Annotated in this window: 16 protein-coding genes; 13 read left to right on the forward strand and 3 right to left on the reverse strand. The window is 61.9% G+C overall.

The window, feature by feature from the left end; all coding sequences use genetic code 11:
* Window positions 1-91 precede the first annotated feature (91 nt).
* From prfB to BLP82_RS04940, 7 genes are all read left to right on the forward strand, one after another.
* Window positions 92-1,187, forward strand: a protein-coding gene (gene prfB / locus BLP82_RS04910) for a peptide chain release factor 2 (RefSeq protein ID WP_095963568.1) whose coding sequence is annotated in 2 segments (ribosomal slippage) — window positions 92-163 and window positions 165-1,187 — 1,095 coding nt in all. Because the reading frame shifts where the segments join, the coding sequence is not laid out codon by codon here.
* Between the two features lie 108 nt (window positions 1,188-1,295).
* Complete coding sequence (lysS, locus tag BLP82_RS04915; protein WP_092165792.1) at window positions 1,296-2,798, forward strand: lysine--tRNA ligase; 1,503 nt, start codon at window positions 1,296-1,298, stop codon at window positions 2,796-2,798.
* A gap of 101 nt (window positions 2,799-2,899) precedes the next feature.
* Complete coding sequence (locus BLP82_RS04920; RefSeq protein ID WP_053118752.1) at window positions 2,900-3,616, forward strand: TetR/AcrR family transcriptional regulator; 717 nt, start codon at window positions 2,900-2,902, stop codon at window positions 3,614-3,616.
* A 165-nt stretch (window positions 3,617-3,781) separates the two neighbouring features.
* Window positions 3,782-4,336, forward strand: coding sequence for a hypothetical protein (locus BLP82_RS04925; protein ID WP_092165794.1), 555 nt, complete (start codon window positions 3,782-3,784; stop codon window positions 4,334-4,336).
* Between the two features lie 36 nt (window positions 4,337-4,372).
* On the forward strand, window positions 4,373-5,650 hold the full coding sequence (locus BLP82_RS04930; protein WP_053118756.1) for a flavohemoglobin expression-modulating QEGLA motif protein: 1,278 nt from the start codon (window positions 4,373-4,375) through the stop codon (window positions 5,648-5,650).
* 145 nt (window positions 5,651-5,795) lie between these two features.
* Complete coding sequence (locus BLP82_RS04935; RefSeq protein ID WP_092165796.1) at window positions 5,796-6,701, forward strand: alpha/beta hydrolase; 906 nt, start codon at window positions 5,796-5,798, stop codon at window positions 6,699-6,701.
* Window positions 6,698-7,027: a PA3694 family proteiin gene (locus BLP82_RS04940; RefSeq protein ID WP_092165798.1), complete on the forward strand. Its 330-nt coding sequence runs from the start codon at window positions 6,698-6,700 to the stop codon at window positions 7,025-7,027. The genes BLP82_RS04935 and BLP82_RS04940 overlap by 4 nt, the downstream gene beginning before the upstream one ends.
* 86 nt (window positions 7,028-7,113) lie before the next feature.
* Here the strand turns inward: BLP82_RS04940 and BLP82_RS04945 are convergent, their stop codons facing one another.
* The 3 genes from BLP82_RS04945 to BLP82_RS04955 all read right to left on the reverse strand — a co-directional run bounded on the left by BLP82_RS04945 (window position 7,114) and on the right by BLP82_RS04955 (window position 9,100).
* Window positions 7,114-7,902 (reverse strand): lipotoxin F family OmpA-related lipoprotein LptF, encoded by a 789-nt coding sequence (locus BLP82_RS04945; RefSeq protein WP_092166076.1) that lies wholly within the window; start codon window positions 7,900-7,902, stop codon window positions 7,114-7,116.
* Between the two features lie 51 nt (window positions 7,903-7,953).
* A complete protein-coding gene (locus BLP82_RS04950; RefSeq protein ID WP_003198164.1) occupies window positions 7,954-8,367 on the reverse strand; it encodes a DUF4398 domain-containing protein in 414 nt (137 codons plus the stop codon).
* A gap of 388 nt (window positions 8,368-8,755) precedes the next feature.
* Window positions 8,756-9,100 (reverse strand): hypothetical protein, encoded by a 345-nt coding sequence (locus tag BLP82_RS04955; RefSeq protein WP_003198166.1) that lies wholly within the window; start codon window positions 9,098-9,100, stop codon window positions 8,756-8,758.
* A gap of 180 nt (window positions 9,101-9,280) precedes the next feature.
* Between BLP82_RS04955 and ppc the strand changes: the two genes are divergently transcribed.
* The 6 genes from ppc (at window position 9,281) to BLP82_RS04985 (ending at window position 16,008) form a co-directional block, all read left to right on the forward strand.
* Entirely contained in the window at window positions 9,281-11,911 is a 2,631-nt protein-coding gene (gene ppc, locus BLP82_RS04960) for a phosphoenolpyruvate carboxylase (protein WP_092166078.1), read from the forward strand.
* A 291-nt stretch (window positions 11,912-12,202) separates the two neighbouring features.
* A complete protein-coding gene (gene adk, locus BLP82_RS04965) occupies window positions 12,203-12,850 on the forward strand; it encodes an adenylate kinase (RefSeq protein WP_092165800.1) in 648 nt (215 codons plus the stop codon).
* 94 nt (window positions 12,851-12,944) lie between these two features.
* Window positions 12,945-13,622 carry a tRNA (adenosine(37)-N6)-threonylcarbamoyltransferase complex dimerization subunit type 1 TsaB gene (gene tsaB, locus BLP82_RS04970; protein WP_092165802.1) on the forward strand — a complete coding sequence of 226 codons (678 nt, stop codon included), beginning with the start codon at window positions 12,945-12,947 and terminating at the stop codon, window positions 13,620-13,622.
* Window positions 13,623-13,984: 362 nt separating this feature from the next.
* Window positions 13,985-14,293 (forward strand): hypothetical protein, encoded by a 309-nt coding sequence (locus tag BLP82_RS04975; protein WP_060739023.1) that lies wholly within the window; start codon window positions 13,985-13,987, stop codon window positions 14,291-14,293.
* Window positions 14,293-15,153 carry a DUF72 domain-containing protein gene (locus BLP82_RS04980; protein WP_092165804.1) on the forward strand — a complete coding sequence of 287 codons (861 nt, stop codon included), beginning with the start codon at window positions 14,293-14,295 and terminating at the stop codon, window positions 15,151-15,153. The genes BLP82_RS04975 and BLP82_RS04980 overlap by 1 nt, the downstream gene beginning before the upstream one ends.
* 33 nt (window positions 15,154-15,186) lie before the next feature.
* Window positions 15,187-16,008: an isocitrate lyase/PEP mutase family protein gene (locus BLP82_RS04985; protein ID WP_092165806.1), complete on the forward strand. Its 822-nt coding sequence runs from the start codon at window positions 15,187-15,189 to the stop codon at window positions 16,006-16,008.

The raw sequence follows: 16,008 nt of genomic DNA on the forward strand, positions 1-16,008 counted from the left end.
TGTCCCTAAAGCCGCCAGGCGGGCTGCCGCTGGCGCTTGATTACGTTATACTCGCCGGCTTTCAAAAGTTCGCCAACGAGTGCTGCCCGCCATGGAAATCAACCCGATCCTTAACACCATCAAGGACCTGTCCGAGCGCTCCGAAACTATTCGGGGGTATCTTTGACTACGATCAAAAGCATGAGCGCCTGACCGAAGTCAATCGCGAGCTTGAAGATCCGAACGTCTGGAACAACCCGTCGTACGCCCAGGAACTGGGCCGCGAGCGTTCTGCGCTGGCGCAGATCGTCGAGACCCTGGACGAGTTGTCCAGCGGCCTGGCCGATTGCCGCGACCTGCTGGACATGGCTGTCGAAGAGAACGATGAAGGCGCGGTCGGCGATGTCGTCGCCGAGCTGACACGCCTTGACGAGAACCTCGCCAAGCTGGAATTCCGTCGCATGTTCAGCGGCGAGATGGACATGAACAACGCCTACCTGGACATCCAGGCCGGTTCCGGCGGCACCGAGGCCCAGGACTGGGCCAACATCCTGCTGCGCATGTACCTGCGCTGGGCTGACAAGCGCGGTTTCGACGCCACCATCATGGAGCTGTCGGCCGGTGAAGTCGCCGGGATCAAGGGCGCCACCGTGCACATCAAGGGCGAATACGCCTTTGGCTGGCTGCGGACCGAGATCGGCGTGCACCGCCTGGTGCGCAAGAGCCCGTTCGACTCCGGCAACCGTCGCCACACCTCGTTCTCGGCCGTGTTCGTTTCGCCGGAAATCGACGACAACATCGAGATCGAGATCAACCCGGCGGACCTGCGCATCGACACCTACCGTTCCTCCGGGGCCGGTGGCCAGCACGTCAACACCACCGACTCGGCGGTACGGATTACCCACGTACCGACCAACACTGTGGTCAGCTGCCAGAACGAGCGTTCCCAGCACGCCAACAAAGACACCGCGATGAAGATGCTGCGGGCCCGCCTGTACGAGCAGGAAGTGCAGAAGCGCAACGCGGCGTCCCAGGCGCTGGAAGACACCAAGTCGGACATCGGCTGGGGTCACCAGATCCGTTCGTACGTGCTCGACGCCTCGCGGATCAAGGACCTGCGTACCAGCATCGAACGCAGCGATTGCGACAAGGTGCTCGACGGCGATATCGATGAATACCTGATCGCCAGCCTCAAACAAGGGCTGTAACGCGACACCCATGCGGCGGGCGGGCACGCTTCCATCAAGAAGCGCGGCTCGCCCGCAAACTCCGGCCCGGGCCGGGGGCAACGAACCTGTGATGGAATCCTTAAAGACATGAGCGACCTAGAACTCGACCCGCAAGCCCTGCAACAGGAAGAAAACTCCCTGATCGCCCTGCGCAAGGAAAAGCTTGCTGCCGAGCGCGCCAAGGGCCAGGCCTTCCCCAACGACTTCCGCCGCGACGCCTACTGCGACGTCTTGCAGAAGCAGTATGCGGACAAGACCAAGGAAGAGCTGGCCGAGGCGGCGATTCCAGTCAAGGTGGCCGGTCGTATCATGCTCAATCGTGGTTCGTTCATGGTGATCCAGGACATGACCGGGCGCATCCAGGTCTACGTCAACCGCAAGACTCTGTCGGAAGAAACCCTGGCCGCCGTCAAGACCTGGGACCTGGGCGACATCATTGCCGCCGAAGGCACCCTGGCCCGTTCCGGCAAGGGCGACCTGTACGTCGAGATGACCAGCGTGCGCCTGCTGACCAAGTCCCTGCGCCCGCTTCCGGACAAGCACCATGGCCTGACCGACACCGAGCAGCGCTATCGCCAGCGCTACGTCGACCTGATCGTCAACGAAGACGTGCGCCAGACGTTCCGCGTGCGTTCGCAAGTCATCGCCCACATCCGCAGCTTCCTGATGAAGCGTGACTTCCTGGAAGTCGAGACGCCGATGCTGCAGACCATTCCTGGCGGTGCGGCGGCCAAGCCGTTCGAAACCCACCACAATGCCCTGGACATGGAAATGTTCCTGCGCATCGCGCCGGAGCTGTACCTCAAGCGGCTGGTGGTCGGTGGCTTCGAGAAAGTCTTCGAGATCAACCGCAACTTCCGTAACGAAGGCGTTTCGACCCGGCACAACCCCGAGTTCACCATGCTCGAGTTCTACCAGGCCTACGCCGACTACGAAGACAACATGGACCTGACCGAAGAACTGTTCCGCGAGCTGGCGCAGCTTGTTCTCGGGACTACCGACGTGCCGTACGGCGACAAGGTGTTCCACTTCGGCGAGCCGTTCGTGCGCCTGTCGGTGTTCGACTCGATCCTCAAGTACAACCCTGAACTGACTGCCGATGACCTGAACGACATCGAAAAGGCCCGTGCCATCGCCAAGAAGGCCGGCGCCAAGGTGCTCGGCTTCGAAGGCCTGGGCAAGCTGCAAGTGATGATTTTCGAAGAACTGGTCGAGCACAAGCTGGAACAGCCGCACTTCATCACCCAGTACCCGTTCGAAGTGTCGCCGCTGGCCCGTCGCAACGACGAGAACCCAAGCGTGACCGACCGTTTCGAGCTGTTCATCGGTGGGCGTGAAATCGCCAACGCCTATTCCGAGCTCAACGATGCCGAAGACCAGGCCGAGCGTTTCATGGCCCAGGTGGCTGACAAGGACGCCGGCGACGACGAAGCCATGCACTACGATGCCGACTTCGTGCGCGCCCTGGAGTACGGCATGCCGCCGACCGCCGGCGAAGGCATCGGCATCGATCGCCTGGTGATGTTGTTGACCAACTCACCGTCGATCCGGGATGTGATTCTCTTCCCGCACATGCGGCCTCAAGCGTAAGTGCTTCAACTAAAAAGCCGCCTGGAAGGGCGGCTTTTTATTGCCTGTCTGGTACAAACGTATCAATTGGTTAGTTTTTCAAAGAGCGAGGAAGACCTGTCGTGAATCGTGCAATGGCTTCAGAAGGTGCAGCGGGCGTCGCCACGGCTGTCGCTGAAAGTGTTCAGTACCAGGGCCGCAAGGCCAGCCGACAGGGCAGTGAGCAGCGTCGCCAGGAGATTCTCGATGCGGCCATGCGCATTGTCGTGCGCGATGGCGTGCGTGCGGTGCGTCACCGCGCGGTGGCCGCTGAAGCGGGTGTGCCGCTGTCGGCCACCACGTATTATTTCAAGGACATCGATGACCTGCTCACCGACACCTTCGCCCAGTACGTGGAGCGTAGCGCGGCGTTCATGGGCAAGCTGTGGGCCAACAACGAAGGCCTGCTGCGGGAAATGGTCGCCTATGGTGACGGCAGCGCCCAATCGCGTTCGCAGTTGGCGGACGACATTGCCCGGATGACCGCCGACTACGTGCGGCATCAGCTGGACAGTCGTCGTGAATACCTGATGGCCGAGCAGGCCTTTCGCCAGGAAGCCCTGCTCAACCCGCGCCTGGCGGAGTTGGTGCGCTCCCACCAGCAGATTTTGCTGCACGGCACGTGTCAGTTTTTCCAAGTATTAGGCTCCCGCGAGCCGCAACAGGATGCCAAAGTGTTGACGGCGATTATCGGACGGATGGAATATCAGGGCTTGCTCAATGGCGCCGAGCCGGTCGCCGATGAAGATATGCTCGGCATCCTGACCCGCTACATGCACCTGGTACTGGCGTCGGTGTGAATTACACAGATCCCTGTGGCGAGGGGATTTATCCCCGCTGGGGCGCGTAGCGGCCCCAAAACCAGCCAACTCGGTACGTCTGGCTAACTGAGCTGACTGCAAGGGGGCTGCTCCGCAGCCCAACGGGGATAAATCCCCTCGCCACAGATGCCATAGGGAGTTCAAATGAAAGCCTGGCGTGCCGTTGTCCTGGCCGTGTCGTTGCTGCTGCTCAGTGGCTGCCTGGTGTCGTTCAAGGCGCCGTTGCCTGACAGCGAAGCCGCGCCCGCGGGCCTGCTCGGCCACTGGACCAGCACCAATGCCTGGGGCGAACCGTTGAACCTGGAGCTGACGCAGGTCGGCAAGCACCGCTACCAGGCTATCAGCTATTTCAGGGCCAGGCCCCAGGAGCGCGAAGCCATTCCCCTGACCGTCTCCCGTCACGGCAGCCGCTGGTACCTGTCGGCCAAGGTGCCGGCACGCTATGGCGGCCATTTCCTGATCGCCGGTTTCGAATTGACCGATAAACAGGAGCTGGTGGTCTACAACCTGGACCTGGAGCAGATCAACCAGGCCATCGGCCAGAAGCTCCTCAGCGGCCAGCCGAACCAGAGCGAGGAGGGCGAAGGCGTGTTGGTGGACAGCGACATGAACAAGGTTTTCAGCTACCTCGACGACCCGGCCAATTCCGACGTGTTTTCGGAAGCCGTGCGTTACCAGCGACTGGCCAAATCCCAATAATTGCTACAAGCGGACGTTTTTTCACAGGAGTTCCGGGTGGACGATTACCAGCAGACGATACGCACCTTGTCCGATCGCATTGTGCTGGCGCAAACGCCGATTCGCATCCTCGATGCGGTGAAGTGGGACGAGAATATCCGCAAGGGGTTTCTCAAGGCCAAGGGCAAGGAAATGCCCGCGGTGGATCGCGACTATTACCTCAACCGGCCACTGTCCTTCGATTCCAGCAAAGTGAAGCTGGAGTTCCAGAACATCGAGCGTGACATCACCCGTCAGTTGGGGCAGTTCAACCCGGTTGGCCAGATCATGCGCCGCATGTGCAAGGAGTACCGCATGGTGGTGCGCATGCTCGAAGCCCGTGGCACCGAGGATTTCGGGCTGATCTCCCAGGAACTCTACGGCGCCGCCTCCGATGCCTTCCACGCCGGCGACCCGACTCTGGCCGACCTGGGCCTGATGCTCTCCGATTACCTGAATAACATCGATGGCCGTGGCGACCTCAAGGACGAGCCGAAAGTCCTCAGCGCCAAGGAAGCCGTCAACCTGCTGCAACACCGTCTCAACCGGGTGTTCGGCGAAGCCGAGGAAACCATCCGGGTGTTCGAGTCCGATGGCATCGTGGCCGACGCGGCGGCGGGCGCGGACTACATCAAGATCCGCACCGATGCGATGTTCAACGAACGCGATGTGCGGGCGCTGGAGGTCCATGAAGGGCTGGTGCACGTCGGCACCACCCTCAACGGCCTGAACCAGCCGATCTGCACCTTCCTGTCCAAGGGCCCGCCCTCGTCCACGGTGACCCAGGAAGGCCTGGCGATCCTGATGGAAATCATCACCTTCGCCTCCTACCCCAGCCGCCTGCGCAAGCTGACCAACCGCACCCGGGCCATTCACATGGTGGAGGAGGGCGCCGATTTCCTGCAGGTCTTCGAGTTCTTCCGCGAGCAGGGTTTTGAAATGGCCGAAAGCTACGGCAACGCCAGCCGGGTGTTCCGTGGCTCGGTGCCGACCGGGCTGCCATTCACCAAAGACTTGTCCTACCTCAAGGGCTTCATCATGGTTTACAACTACATTCAGCTGGCCGTGCGCAAAGGCAAGCTGGAGCAGGTGCCGCTGCTGTTCTGCGGCAAGACCACCCTGGAGGACATGCGCACGTTGCGCCAGTTGGTGGACGAAGGCCTGGTGGTGCCGCCCAAATACCTGCCCGAGCAGTTCCGCGACATGAACGCCCTGTCGGCCTGGATGTGTTTCTCCAACTTCCTGAACCACCTGAGCCTGGACCGGATCGAGGCGGATTATTCCAATATCCTTTGAACAACACAGGATCATGTGGGAGCGGGCTTGCTCGCGAAGACGGTGTGTCAGTCACCTGAGAGGTAGCTGGCCCGACGCTTTCGCGAGCAAGCCCGCTCCCACAGAAGCACTGCATTTCAACTTCAAGTCTGCGAGGTTTCACCGGATGCGAATCCTCGGCATCTTTTGCCTGTTGCTGGCCCTGAGCGGCTGCAGCTCACTGCTGTTCTACCCCGAGCACGGCCTGCCGTTTACCCCGGAGCGGGCCAAGCTCGAGTACCGCGACGTCACCCTGACCACCGCTGACGGCCTCAAGCTCCGAGGCTGGTGGCTGCCCGTCAAACCAGGCGTGGAGGTCAAGGGCACGGTGCTGCATTTGCACGGCAACGGCGGCAACCTGGCCTGGCACCTGGGCGGGAGCTGGTGGTTGCCGGAGCAGGGTTACCAGGTATTGATGGTTGATTACCGGGGGTACGGCGTGTCCGAAGGCGAGCCGAGCCTGCCGGCTATTTACCAGGACATCGACGCCGCGTTCCAATGGCTCGATCAGTCCCCGGATGTCCAGGGCAAGCCGCTGGTGCTGCTCGGCCAGAGCCTGGGCGGCGCGCTGGCGGTGCATTACCTGGTGGAGCATCCCCAGCGGCAACGGCAGCTCAAGGCCCTGGTGCTCGATGGCGTGCCCGCCAGTTACCGCGACGTCGGGCGTTTTGCCCTGAGCACATCGTGGCTGACCTGGCCGTTCCAGGTGCCGTTGTCCTGGCTGGTGCCGGACGGTGACAGCGCGATCAGTTCCGTGGCGCAATTGAATGGCGTGCCGAAATTGATCTACCACAGCCTGGACGATCCCATCGTGCCTCTTTCCAACGGCATCCGCCTGTATCAAGCTGCGCCGCCACCGCGGGTTCTGCAATTGACCCGCGGCGGCCACGTGCAGACATTCGCCGACCCGACCTGGCGCACCGTGATGCTGCGCTACCTCGACGACCCCCAGCACTTTGACGGCCTGCGCCGCCTGGGCGAAGTCCCGAACTACCCGAAATCACCCGTTGAATCACCAGAGAAGCCGCAATGAGCGAAGAACGTAACGCCATCCCCCTGATCATCACCGGTATCTGCAGCATCATCGGCACCGTCGCGGTGCTGTGGTATTACGGCTACCTGCACTTCGCCAAGCCCGAGGACGCGTTGCTGCTCAACCAATTCACCATGCTCAAGACCGTGCCGGGAGAGGACTACAAAGTGGCCCTGGAACCGGCCCCCCAGGTCGCCCAATGCATCGACGGTGTACTGGTGTTGTTCGACACCGAGCAGAAAGGCCTGACCGGTGTGCTGATCAACGAGAAGAAGCGCGCGGTGCGCTGCATGGGCCAGGAGACGCCGCAGAAGCTTCAGCCGTAACCCCAAGGACGCCACAGGGTGAATAAGCCATGAAAAAGCCCCGCCTGATTGAAGTCAGGCGGGGCTTTTTTGTTGCACTCAGCCGATCAGTTGGCGCTCATGGACGAGCGCGGGGCCACTGGCTGGTTGTCGTTGGAGATGGTCACTTCCACACGACGGTTCATGGCGCGGCCCGAGACGCTGGTATTGTCAGCCACCGGGAATTCCTTGCCGTAGCCCTGGGTCACGATACGGGCTGGGTCGACGCCCATCTTCACCAGCTCGGTGCGCACGGAGCCCGCGCGGCGTTCCGACAGCGACTGGTTGTAGGAATCCGAACCGGTGCTGTCGGTATAGCCTTCGATGATCACCTTGCGGTCCGGGTTTTCCTGGAGGAATTGCGCCAGTTTGTTCACGTTCGTCATGCCGCTGGCGCGCAGGTCGGACTTGTTGGTGGCGAACAGCACGTCGCCGAAGGTCACCAGCGTACCGCGTTCGGTCTGCTTGGCGTTCAGGCTGTCCTGCAGTTGCTTGATCTGCGCATTGCGAGCGTCGAGCAGCGCACGGGCACGTTCGTCGCCAGCGTTTTTCAGCTCGGCTTCGGCGTTGCGCAGGGCGATGGTCTGCTTGGCCACTTCAACGCGCTGGTTGGTCAGGTAGGCCAACTGGTCGACCTTGGCTTCGTCTTCCTTGTCCATATAGGCTTTGTCGGCCTTGGCCAGGAAGTCGGCGGCGTCTTTGGTTTCCAGCGCAGCCACCTTCGTCGCGGCCGGGTCAGCCTGCAGGCCGTTGTAGTTGGTACGGGCCTGTTCCAGGTTGGCGTTCGGGTCGTGGGAGCAAGCGGCCAGGGCTACGCAGGCGGCGAGCAGGGCGGGCATCATCAAGTGTTTGTGCATCATAGTCTGTCGTCCTTTTATCAATGAGAAGTACGTCGTGGCGTGAACGGTTTACTGAACCTTGTTCATGCCTTCCTGACGCAGTTCCTGAACCCCTTTCTGAGAATCCTTGAGTGCTTGTTCGGCCTTGGCGGCCTGGGCCTTGCGCTCGGCGACGCGGGCATCCCACTCGGCCTGTTCGGCCAGTCGCTTGGCTTCATCGTATTTCTTGTCATGCATGGCGATTTCGGCTTGCTTCAGTTTGTCCTGGGCCGATTTCATTTCCACAGCGGCGAATTCGGTGCCGCCAGCGCTGACCGCGCTGTTGACCGCCGATTGGGTCACCGCGTACTGCTCAGACGGTGGATTGCCGGCGCAACCGGCGAGAATGAAGCTGCTACCGATCGCCAGGGCAGCCAACTTCAAGCCGCGCAAGCCAGTGGATGAGGGTTTGGCAGTGCAGGTATTCATAGGCTTCAACTCCATTGGAAAACTCCTGAAAAAAAGACAAATCCATGCTGGGACCGAAACCGTGACGTCTGGTTTGGTGTTGGCGCCAAGGCGCGTTTATTTAAACAACCGTTCCAGTATGGTTACTCGGTGTGACCCGAGGCGTTTTTCAAAAGTTCAGCGAGGATGGCCATTCGCCAAAAGAATTACTGACTGATCGGTCAGTGACAGAAAAGCTGAACTTTCAAGGCGCGCCGCGGTATTCACGGCGTAGGGAGACGTGCGATTTTTTTGGAGGGCGCGTGTGTAGGAGCTGCCGAGCGAAGCGAGGCTGCGATCTTTCCCCTGCCGCTTGAGCCTCAAGCGAAAGATCAAAAGATCGCAGCCTTCGGCAGCTCCTACAAAGATTTTCGCCGTAGAGAAATCAGTGTTTGGATTTGTCGTTCTGCGAGGAAAGTTCGTGCAGATGCCGACGGGACAACGCGAGGAATCGCGGAGTCGGCCCCACATCTTCGTACAGCGGGTCACCCTCTTCATCGGTCGCCACGACTTGCGAACCCTTGATGTAGGGGAAACTCGCCTCCAGCTCTTCCAGCGCCGCGCCGATCAACTCGCCCAGCAGCTCCTCTGGCTGGCGCTTGGGGTACATGTCGCAAATCGCTGCCAGGCGCGCGGCGGCTTCCACGTCCAGATGGATCGTGTAGCCAGTCTGGGTCAGGCGACCCTTGGCGTTTTCTTCCCAATGCTGGGCAAGCTCACGAATTTTCATGATGACCTCAATCAGCCTGCTCGTGGCAGGCGCGGTGAGTGACAAGCCGTTGTGTGGCTTACTCATGAGACTAGCTTTGTTGGACAAGGTTTAAAGTCCCTTCGTCGCTTGTCATAAGCGACGGGCATCGGCACTCTCTAAGCCAAGAGCTGTCCGGACTTTTTTGCTGGAGAAATGCTGATGACCGATATCGATGCCCGCTTGCGCGAGGATGTCCACCTGCTCGGCGAACTGCTGGGCAATACCATCCGCGAACAGTACGGGGATACGTTTCTCGACAAGATCGAGCAGATCCGCAAGGGGGCCAAGGCTGACCGACGCGGCTCCGTGGACGCCGAACTCAGCGCCAGCCTCAACCAACTGAGCGAGGATGAGTTGCTGCCGGTGGCGCGTGCGTTCAACCAGTTTCTGAACCTCGCCAACATTGCCGAACAGTACCAACTGATCCACCGTCGCGACGAGTCGCAACCGGCGCCCTTCGAGGCACGCGTCCTGCCCGAGCTGCTCGCCCGGTTGCGGGCTGAAGGCCATGGCGCCGAGGCCCTGGCCCGGCAGTTGGGACGCCTGGAGATCGAACTGGTTCTCACGGCCCACCCCACTGAAGTGGCCCGCCGCACGCTGATCCAGAAGTACGATGCCATTGCCGCGCAACTGGCCGCCCAGGATCACCGCGACCTGACCAGCGCCGAGCGCGCGCAGATTCACGAACGGCTGCAACGCTTGATCGCCGAAGCCTGGCACACCGAAGAGATCCGCCGCACCCGGCCGACCCCGGTGGATGAAGCCAAGTGGGGGTTCGCGGTGATCGAGCATTCGCTGTGGCAGGCCATCCCCAATTACCTGCGCAAGGCCGATCAGGCCCTGCATGCCGCCACCGGCTTGCGTCTGCCGCTGGAGGCCGCACCCATCCGCTTTGCCTCGTGGATGGGTGGCGACCGTGACGGTAACCCGAATGTCACTGCCGCCGTGACCCGCGAGGTGCTATTGCTGGCGCGGTGGATGGCGGCGGACCTGTACCTGCGTGACGTCGACCAACTGGCAGCCGAGCTGTCCATGCAAAACGCCAGTGAGGCCTTGCGTGCCCAGGCCGGCGACAGCGCCGAACCGTATCGCGCCGTGCTCAAGCAACTGCGTGACCGCCTGCGCGCCACTCGCAACTGGGCCCACGCCTCCTTGAGTGCCACCACGCCAGCCAGCGCCGAGGTGCTGCAGCACAACCGCGAACTGTTGGACCCCTTGGCGCTGTGCTACCACTCCCTGCACGAGTGCGGCATGGGCGTGATTGCCGACGGGCCGTTGCTCGATTGCCTGCGCCGGGCGGTGACCTTCGGCTTGTTCCTGGTGCGCCTCGATGTGCGCCAGGACTCGACGCGTCATAGCGCCGCCATGACGGAAATAACCGACTACCTGGGCCTGGGCCGCTATGAGGATTGGAACGAGGAGCAACGCATCAGCTTCCTGCTCGAGGAACTGAACAACCGGCGCCCGCTGCTGCCGGCCCATTTCAAGCCCTCGGCCGACACCGCGGAAGTATTGGCGACGTGCCGGGAAGTGGCGGCGGCGCCGGCGGCGTCCCTGGGTTCCTATGTGATCTCCATGGCTGGCGCGGCTTCCGATGTCCTCGCCGTGCAGTTGTTGTTGAAGGACGCCGGCGTGTTGCGGCCGATGCGGGTGGTGCCGCTGTTCGAAACCCTGGCCGACCTGGACAACGCCGGGCCGGTGATCGAGCGGCTGTTGCTGCTGCCCGGCTATCGCTCACGGCTGCAAGGCCCCCAGGAAGTGATGATCGGCTATTCCGACTCGGCCAAGGATGCCGGGACCACGGCGGCGGCCTGGGCACAGTATCGGGCCCAGGAGCGGCTGGTGGACATCTGCCGCGAGCAGCAAGTCGAACTGCTGTTGTTCCACGGGCGTGGCGGCACCGTGGGCCGTGGCGGCGGTCCGGCGCACGCGGCGATCCTGTCCCAGCCACCCGGTTCGGTGGCCGGGCGTTTTCGCACCACCGAACAAGGCGAAATGATTCGTTTCAAATTCGGCCTACCGGACATCGCCGAACAGAACCTCAATCTTTACCTCGCCGCGGTGCTTGAAGCGACGTTGCTGCCACCGCCACCCCCCACGCCGCAGTGGCGGGACTTGATGGACGAGCTGGCGGCCGACGGCGTCAGTGCCTACCGCGCCGTGGTGCGGGAGAACCCACAATTCGTCGAGTACTTCCGCCAGTCCACCCCCGAGCAGGAACTCGGGCGCCTGCCCCTGGGCAGCCGTCCGGCCAAGCGTCGGGCCGGCGGTATCGAAAGCCTGCGGGCGATCCCGTGGATCTTCGGCTGGACCCAGACGCGCCTGATGCTGCCGGCCTGGCTCGGCTGGGAAACCGCGCTGAGCAAGGCCCTGGAGCGCGGCGAAGGTGAGTTGCTGGGGCAGATGCGCGAGCAATGGCCATTCTTCCGGACCCGCATCGATATGCTGGAGATGGTGCTGGCCAAGGCCGACGCCGATATCGCGCGCTCTTACGACGAGCGTTTGGTGGAACCTGAGTTACTGCCTTTGGGTGCGCATTTACGCGACCTATTGTCGCAGGCCTGCTCGGTGGTCCTTGGCTTGACCGGTCAGTCGCAGCTACTGGCACATAGCCCAGCCACGCTGGAATTCATTCGCCTGCGCAACACCTACCTCGACCCGTTGCACCTGTTGCAGGCCGAGCTGTTGGCGCGCTCGCGGCAGCAGGATGTGGCCCAGGGCAGCCCCGTGGAACAGGCGTTGCTGGTGTCTGTGGCGGGAATTGCCGCCGGTTTGCGCAATACCGGCTAACATCAGGCAGCGCACCGAAACGGCTCGTCCGACGTTCCCGGGCGCTGTCCGCTGGGGGAGGGAGCAGGTCGAGCAGGCGACAGTTTGTTGTTCGGTTGCGACGCTTGCCACCCCCTCCGAAGGTCGTATCGGGCGCGGGTTACTCCGACTTTCGGCGGCTTGTGTGGGTCGGGCCTGCTGTGTATCTTGATCAGCCTTTGGCCGTTTGGGCGGTCACGATCCTGTTTTTCGAAGATTGGCCCCACGAGGCGAATCCGAGCGTTTTACATAAAAAAATTGAGGAGCACATCGATGCGCGTCATTCTGCTGGGAGCTCCCGGGGCCGGTAAAGGTACTCAGGCAAAGTTCATCACCGAAAAATTCGGTATCCCGCAAATCTCCACTGGCGACATGCTGCGCGCCGCGGTCAAGGCGGGCACTCCACTGGGCGTTCAAGCCAAGAGCATCATGGATGCCGGCGGCCTGGTGTCGGATGACCTGATCATCGCCCTGGTCAAGGATCGCATCGCTCAACCCGACTGCGCCAATGGCTTCCTGTTCGATGGTTTCCCGCGCACCATTCCCCAGGCTGAAGCCCTGGTGACGGCTGGTGTCGAATTGGATGCGGTGGTCGAAATTGCCGTCGAAGACGAGGAAATCGTCCAGCGCATTGCCGGTCGACGCGTTCATGAGCCTTCCGGTCGCGTTTACCACACCGTCTACAATCCGCCGAAAACCGAAGGCAAGGACGACGTGACAGGTGAAGACCTGGTGCAACGCAAGGACGACACCGAAGAAACCGTGCGTCATCGCCTGTCGGTCTACCATTCCCAGACCAAGCCGCTGGTGAATTTCTACCAGAAACTGTCGGCTGCCAATGGCAAGCCGAAGTACAGCCACATCGAAGGTGTCGGTTCGGTCGAAGCGATCACGGCCAAGGTGCTTGCAGCCTTGAGCTGAAAAGCCTGATCAGCTGCATCAACTACGGCCCGCTTGCGGGCCGTAGTTGTTTATACTGGCGCACTTTTTTCCCACCTGATTTACGGACACATCGATGAGCACCTTGCTGGCCCTGGACACCGCGACTGAAGCTTGCTCCGTTGCCTTGCTGCACAACGGCAAGGTGACGAGCCATTACGAGGTGATCCCGCGTCTGCATGCGCAGAAACTGTTGCCGATGATCCAGCGACTGTTGAGCGACGCGGGGACGACCTTGCAAGCGGTGGACGCGATTGCCTTCGGTCGTGGGCCAGGGGCTTTTACTGGCGTGCGCATCGCCATCGGTGTGGTGCAGGGGCTGGCTTTTGCCCTGGAGCGGCCGGTGTTGCCGGTCTCGAACCTGGCGGTGCTGGCCCAGCGGGCGATGCGTGAGCACGGCGCCCGCCAGGTCGCAGCGGCCATCGATGCGCGCATGGACGAGGTGTACTGGGGCTGCTACCGCGAAACCGACGGCGAGATGCGCCTGGTGGGTTCTGAGGCGGTATTGCCACCCGAGGCCGCGGCGTTGCCAAGCGGGGCCGACGGTGACTGGTTTGGCGCCGGCACAGGTTGGGGTTACGGCGAGCGCATCGCCGTCAGCCTGACCGGCCAGGACGCAACCCTGCTGCCTCACGCCGAAGACCTGCTGGCCCTGGCCCGCTTCGCCTGGGCACGGGGCGAAGCCATTCCCGCCGATGATGCGCAACCGGTGTACCTGAGGGACAAGGTGGCAACGCCCAAGTCCGAGCGGTAGAACTCAAAACGGTGAGCAATCGAGTGGGCAGCGTTGTGGCGAGGGGATTTATCCCCGTTCGAGTGCGCAGCACTCGCTAAATAAGGCATGGCCCAGCACCGTCGGGGGGCGCTTCGCACTCCAGCGGGGATAAATCCCCTCGCCACAAAAGCATCCTCCAACACCGTGGATTGTTTCGCGCACAACCGGCGTCCACCCAAAGTCATTTCTTCCTTCAAAAGTCACACTCAATATTGCCAGTCGTCACTTTTTCGGCCCGTTTTTAAACCTTTTTGACTTTATGTGTTCTAGTTATCACTTGCGCATTTGCGCGGCTGCGAAAGTGCCGCTAAATTGCCATCATTGATACCGAGCATTCTGTTATGCGTATAGACGGCTTTCCATCCCAGTCCTACCCCATCAAGCGTCGGCCTCGTGCGGGTAAAGCCACTGAGCCGGAAAACTTCGATGATATCGAAGGCGACCTGGAGTTTCCGTCCGAGGAGCAACTGGCCGCCCGCGCCGCCAAAGCTTCTGCGCAACGCCTGAGCAATCTTCCTGCCCGTCAGCAAGACATGATTTATCACCGTGCGATGAGCCGCAGTGTCGCCACGGCCCTGGCGAGCTACCTGAGCACCGCCGGTTTCGTCGATTGGGATATGGAAGTGCTGGGACTCGATCTCTACATCTGATGGTCTTGCCTTATTACCTGGGCTGTCCGTCCTGGAGCGAAAACGCCTGGCGCGATTACCTTTATCCCCAGGACGCCAAAAGCACCGACTTCCTCAATCTCTATTCCCAAGTGTTCAATGCCGTGGAAGGCAATACGACTTTCTACGCCAGCCCGTCTGCGGCCACGGTCCAGCGCTGGGCCGACATCATGCCCGAGCACTTTCGTTTCACCGCCAAGTTTCCCGGTGACATCAGCCACAATGGCGACTTGCGCGAGCGCCTGACGGCCACCGAAACTTTTCTGCAACTGCTCAGCCCCTTGGGCGAGCGTGTCGCGCCGTACTGGCTGCAACTGTCCAAGGCCTTCACCCCGAATCGGTTAGCGGAATTGGCGGGGTTCATCGACGCTTTGCAGCGTCCCTTGGCCGTGGAAGTCCGTCACGATGAGTTCTTTGCCAAGGGCGACGCCGAGCGGCGCCTCAATCGGCTGTTGCTCGATCGCGGCGTCGAACGCATCTGCCTCGATCCCCGGGCCTTGTTCAGCTGCACCTCCCTTGATCCCGCGGTGCTTCATGCACAATCGAAAAAGCCCCGCGTGCCGCCCCGGCCTGCGGCGTTCACGCAGTGTCCACAAGTGCGCTTCATCGGCCATCCGGTGCTGGAAGCCAACGAGCCGTTCCTGACGCCCTGGGTGGAGAAAATCGCCGGTTGGGTCGAAGAGGGTCGCACGCCCTATATCTTTCTGCACACTGCCGACAACCTGCTGGCGGCCCGGCTCGCGCAACGCTTTCACGAGCGTTTGATGAGTCGATTGCCTGGCTTGCCGGCCCTGCCTGCGCTATATAGAGAGCCCGCCGCCGAGCAACTGGGTTTGCTCTGAGGCCCACTCCTTCTCTGCTCAGGAGCGAACTACATGGATGCGCAAATTCGTCGAGCCCAGGCGTTCAAGGCCTTGCACGAACGCGAAGGGGCCTTTGTCATTCCCAACCCGTGGGATGCCGGTTCGGCCAGGATGCTGGCCAGCCTCGGCTTCGAAGCCTTGGCGACCACCAGTGCCGGTCATGCCTTTTCCTTGGGCCGACCCGATGGCGCGCTGGGCCTGGAGAACACGTTGGCTAACGTACGGGCGATTGTGGCGGCCACTGACCTGCCGGTGGCCGTCGACTTGGAGAACGGTTTTGCCGATGCCCCCGAGGACTGCGCCCGTAACCTGCTCCGTGCGGCGCAGGCCGGTGCGGTGGGTGGTTCGATCGAGGATGCCACGGGACGTGAAGACAGCCCGATCTATTGCTTCGACCACGCCGTGGCGCGGGTCAAGGCCGCCGCCGAGGCCGTGCGCAGCTTGCCGTATCCCTTCCTGCTGACGGCCCGGGCGGAAAACTTCCTGCACGGTAATCTGGATCTGGACGACACCCTTCGCCGCTTGAAGGCTTTCGCGGACGCGGGGGCCGACGTGCTGTATGCCCCGGGGCTGAGCAGCGCCGGGCAAGTGCTCGCGGTGGTGCAGGCCGTGGCGCCGAAACCGGTGAATGTGCTGATGTCCGGGGCGCTGGACCTGACCGTCGCGCAGTTGAGCGAGTTGGGCGTCAAGCGCATCAGCGTCGGATCGGCGCTGGCCTTGGCCGCGTATGGCGAGTTCTTCCGCGCCGCCGAGGAAATCCAGCAACAGGGCACGTTCACCTTCACGCGCCGCTCGATGCCGTTCAAGCAGGCCAACCAATTATTCAAGGGTTGA

The sequence above is a fragment of the Pseudomonas sp. NFACC37-1 genome (assembly GCF_900101575.1).
Taxonomy (GTDB): Bacteria; Pseudomonadota; Gammaproteobacteria; order Pseudomonadales; family Pseudomonadaceae; genus Aquipseudomonas; species Aquipseudomonas fluorescens_AA.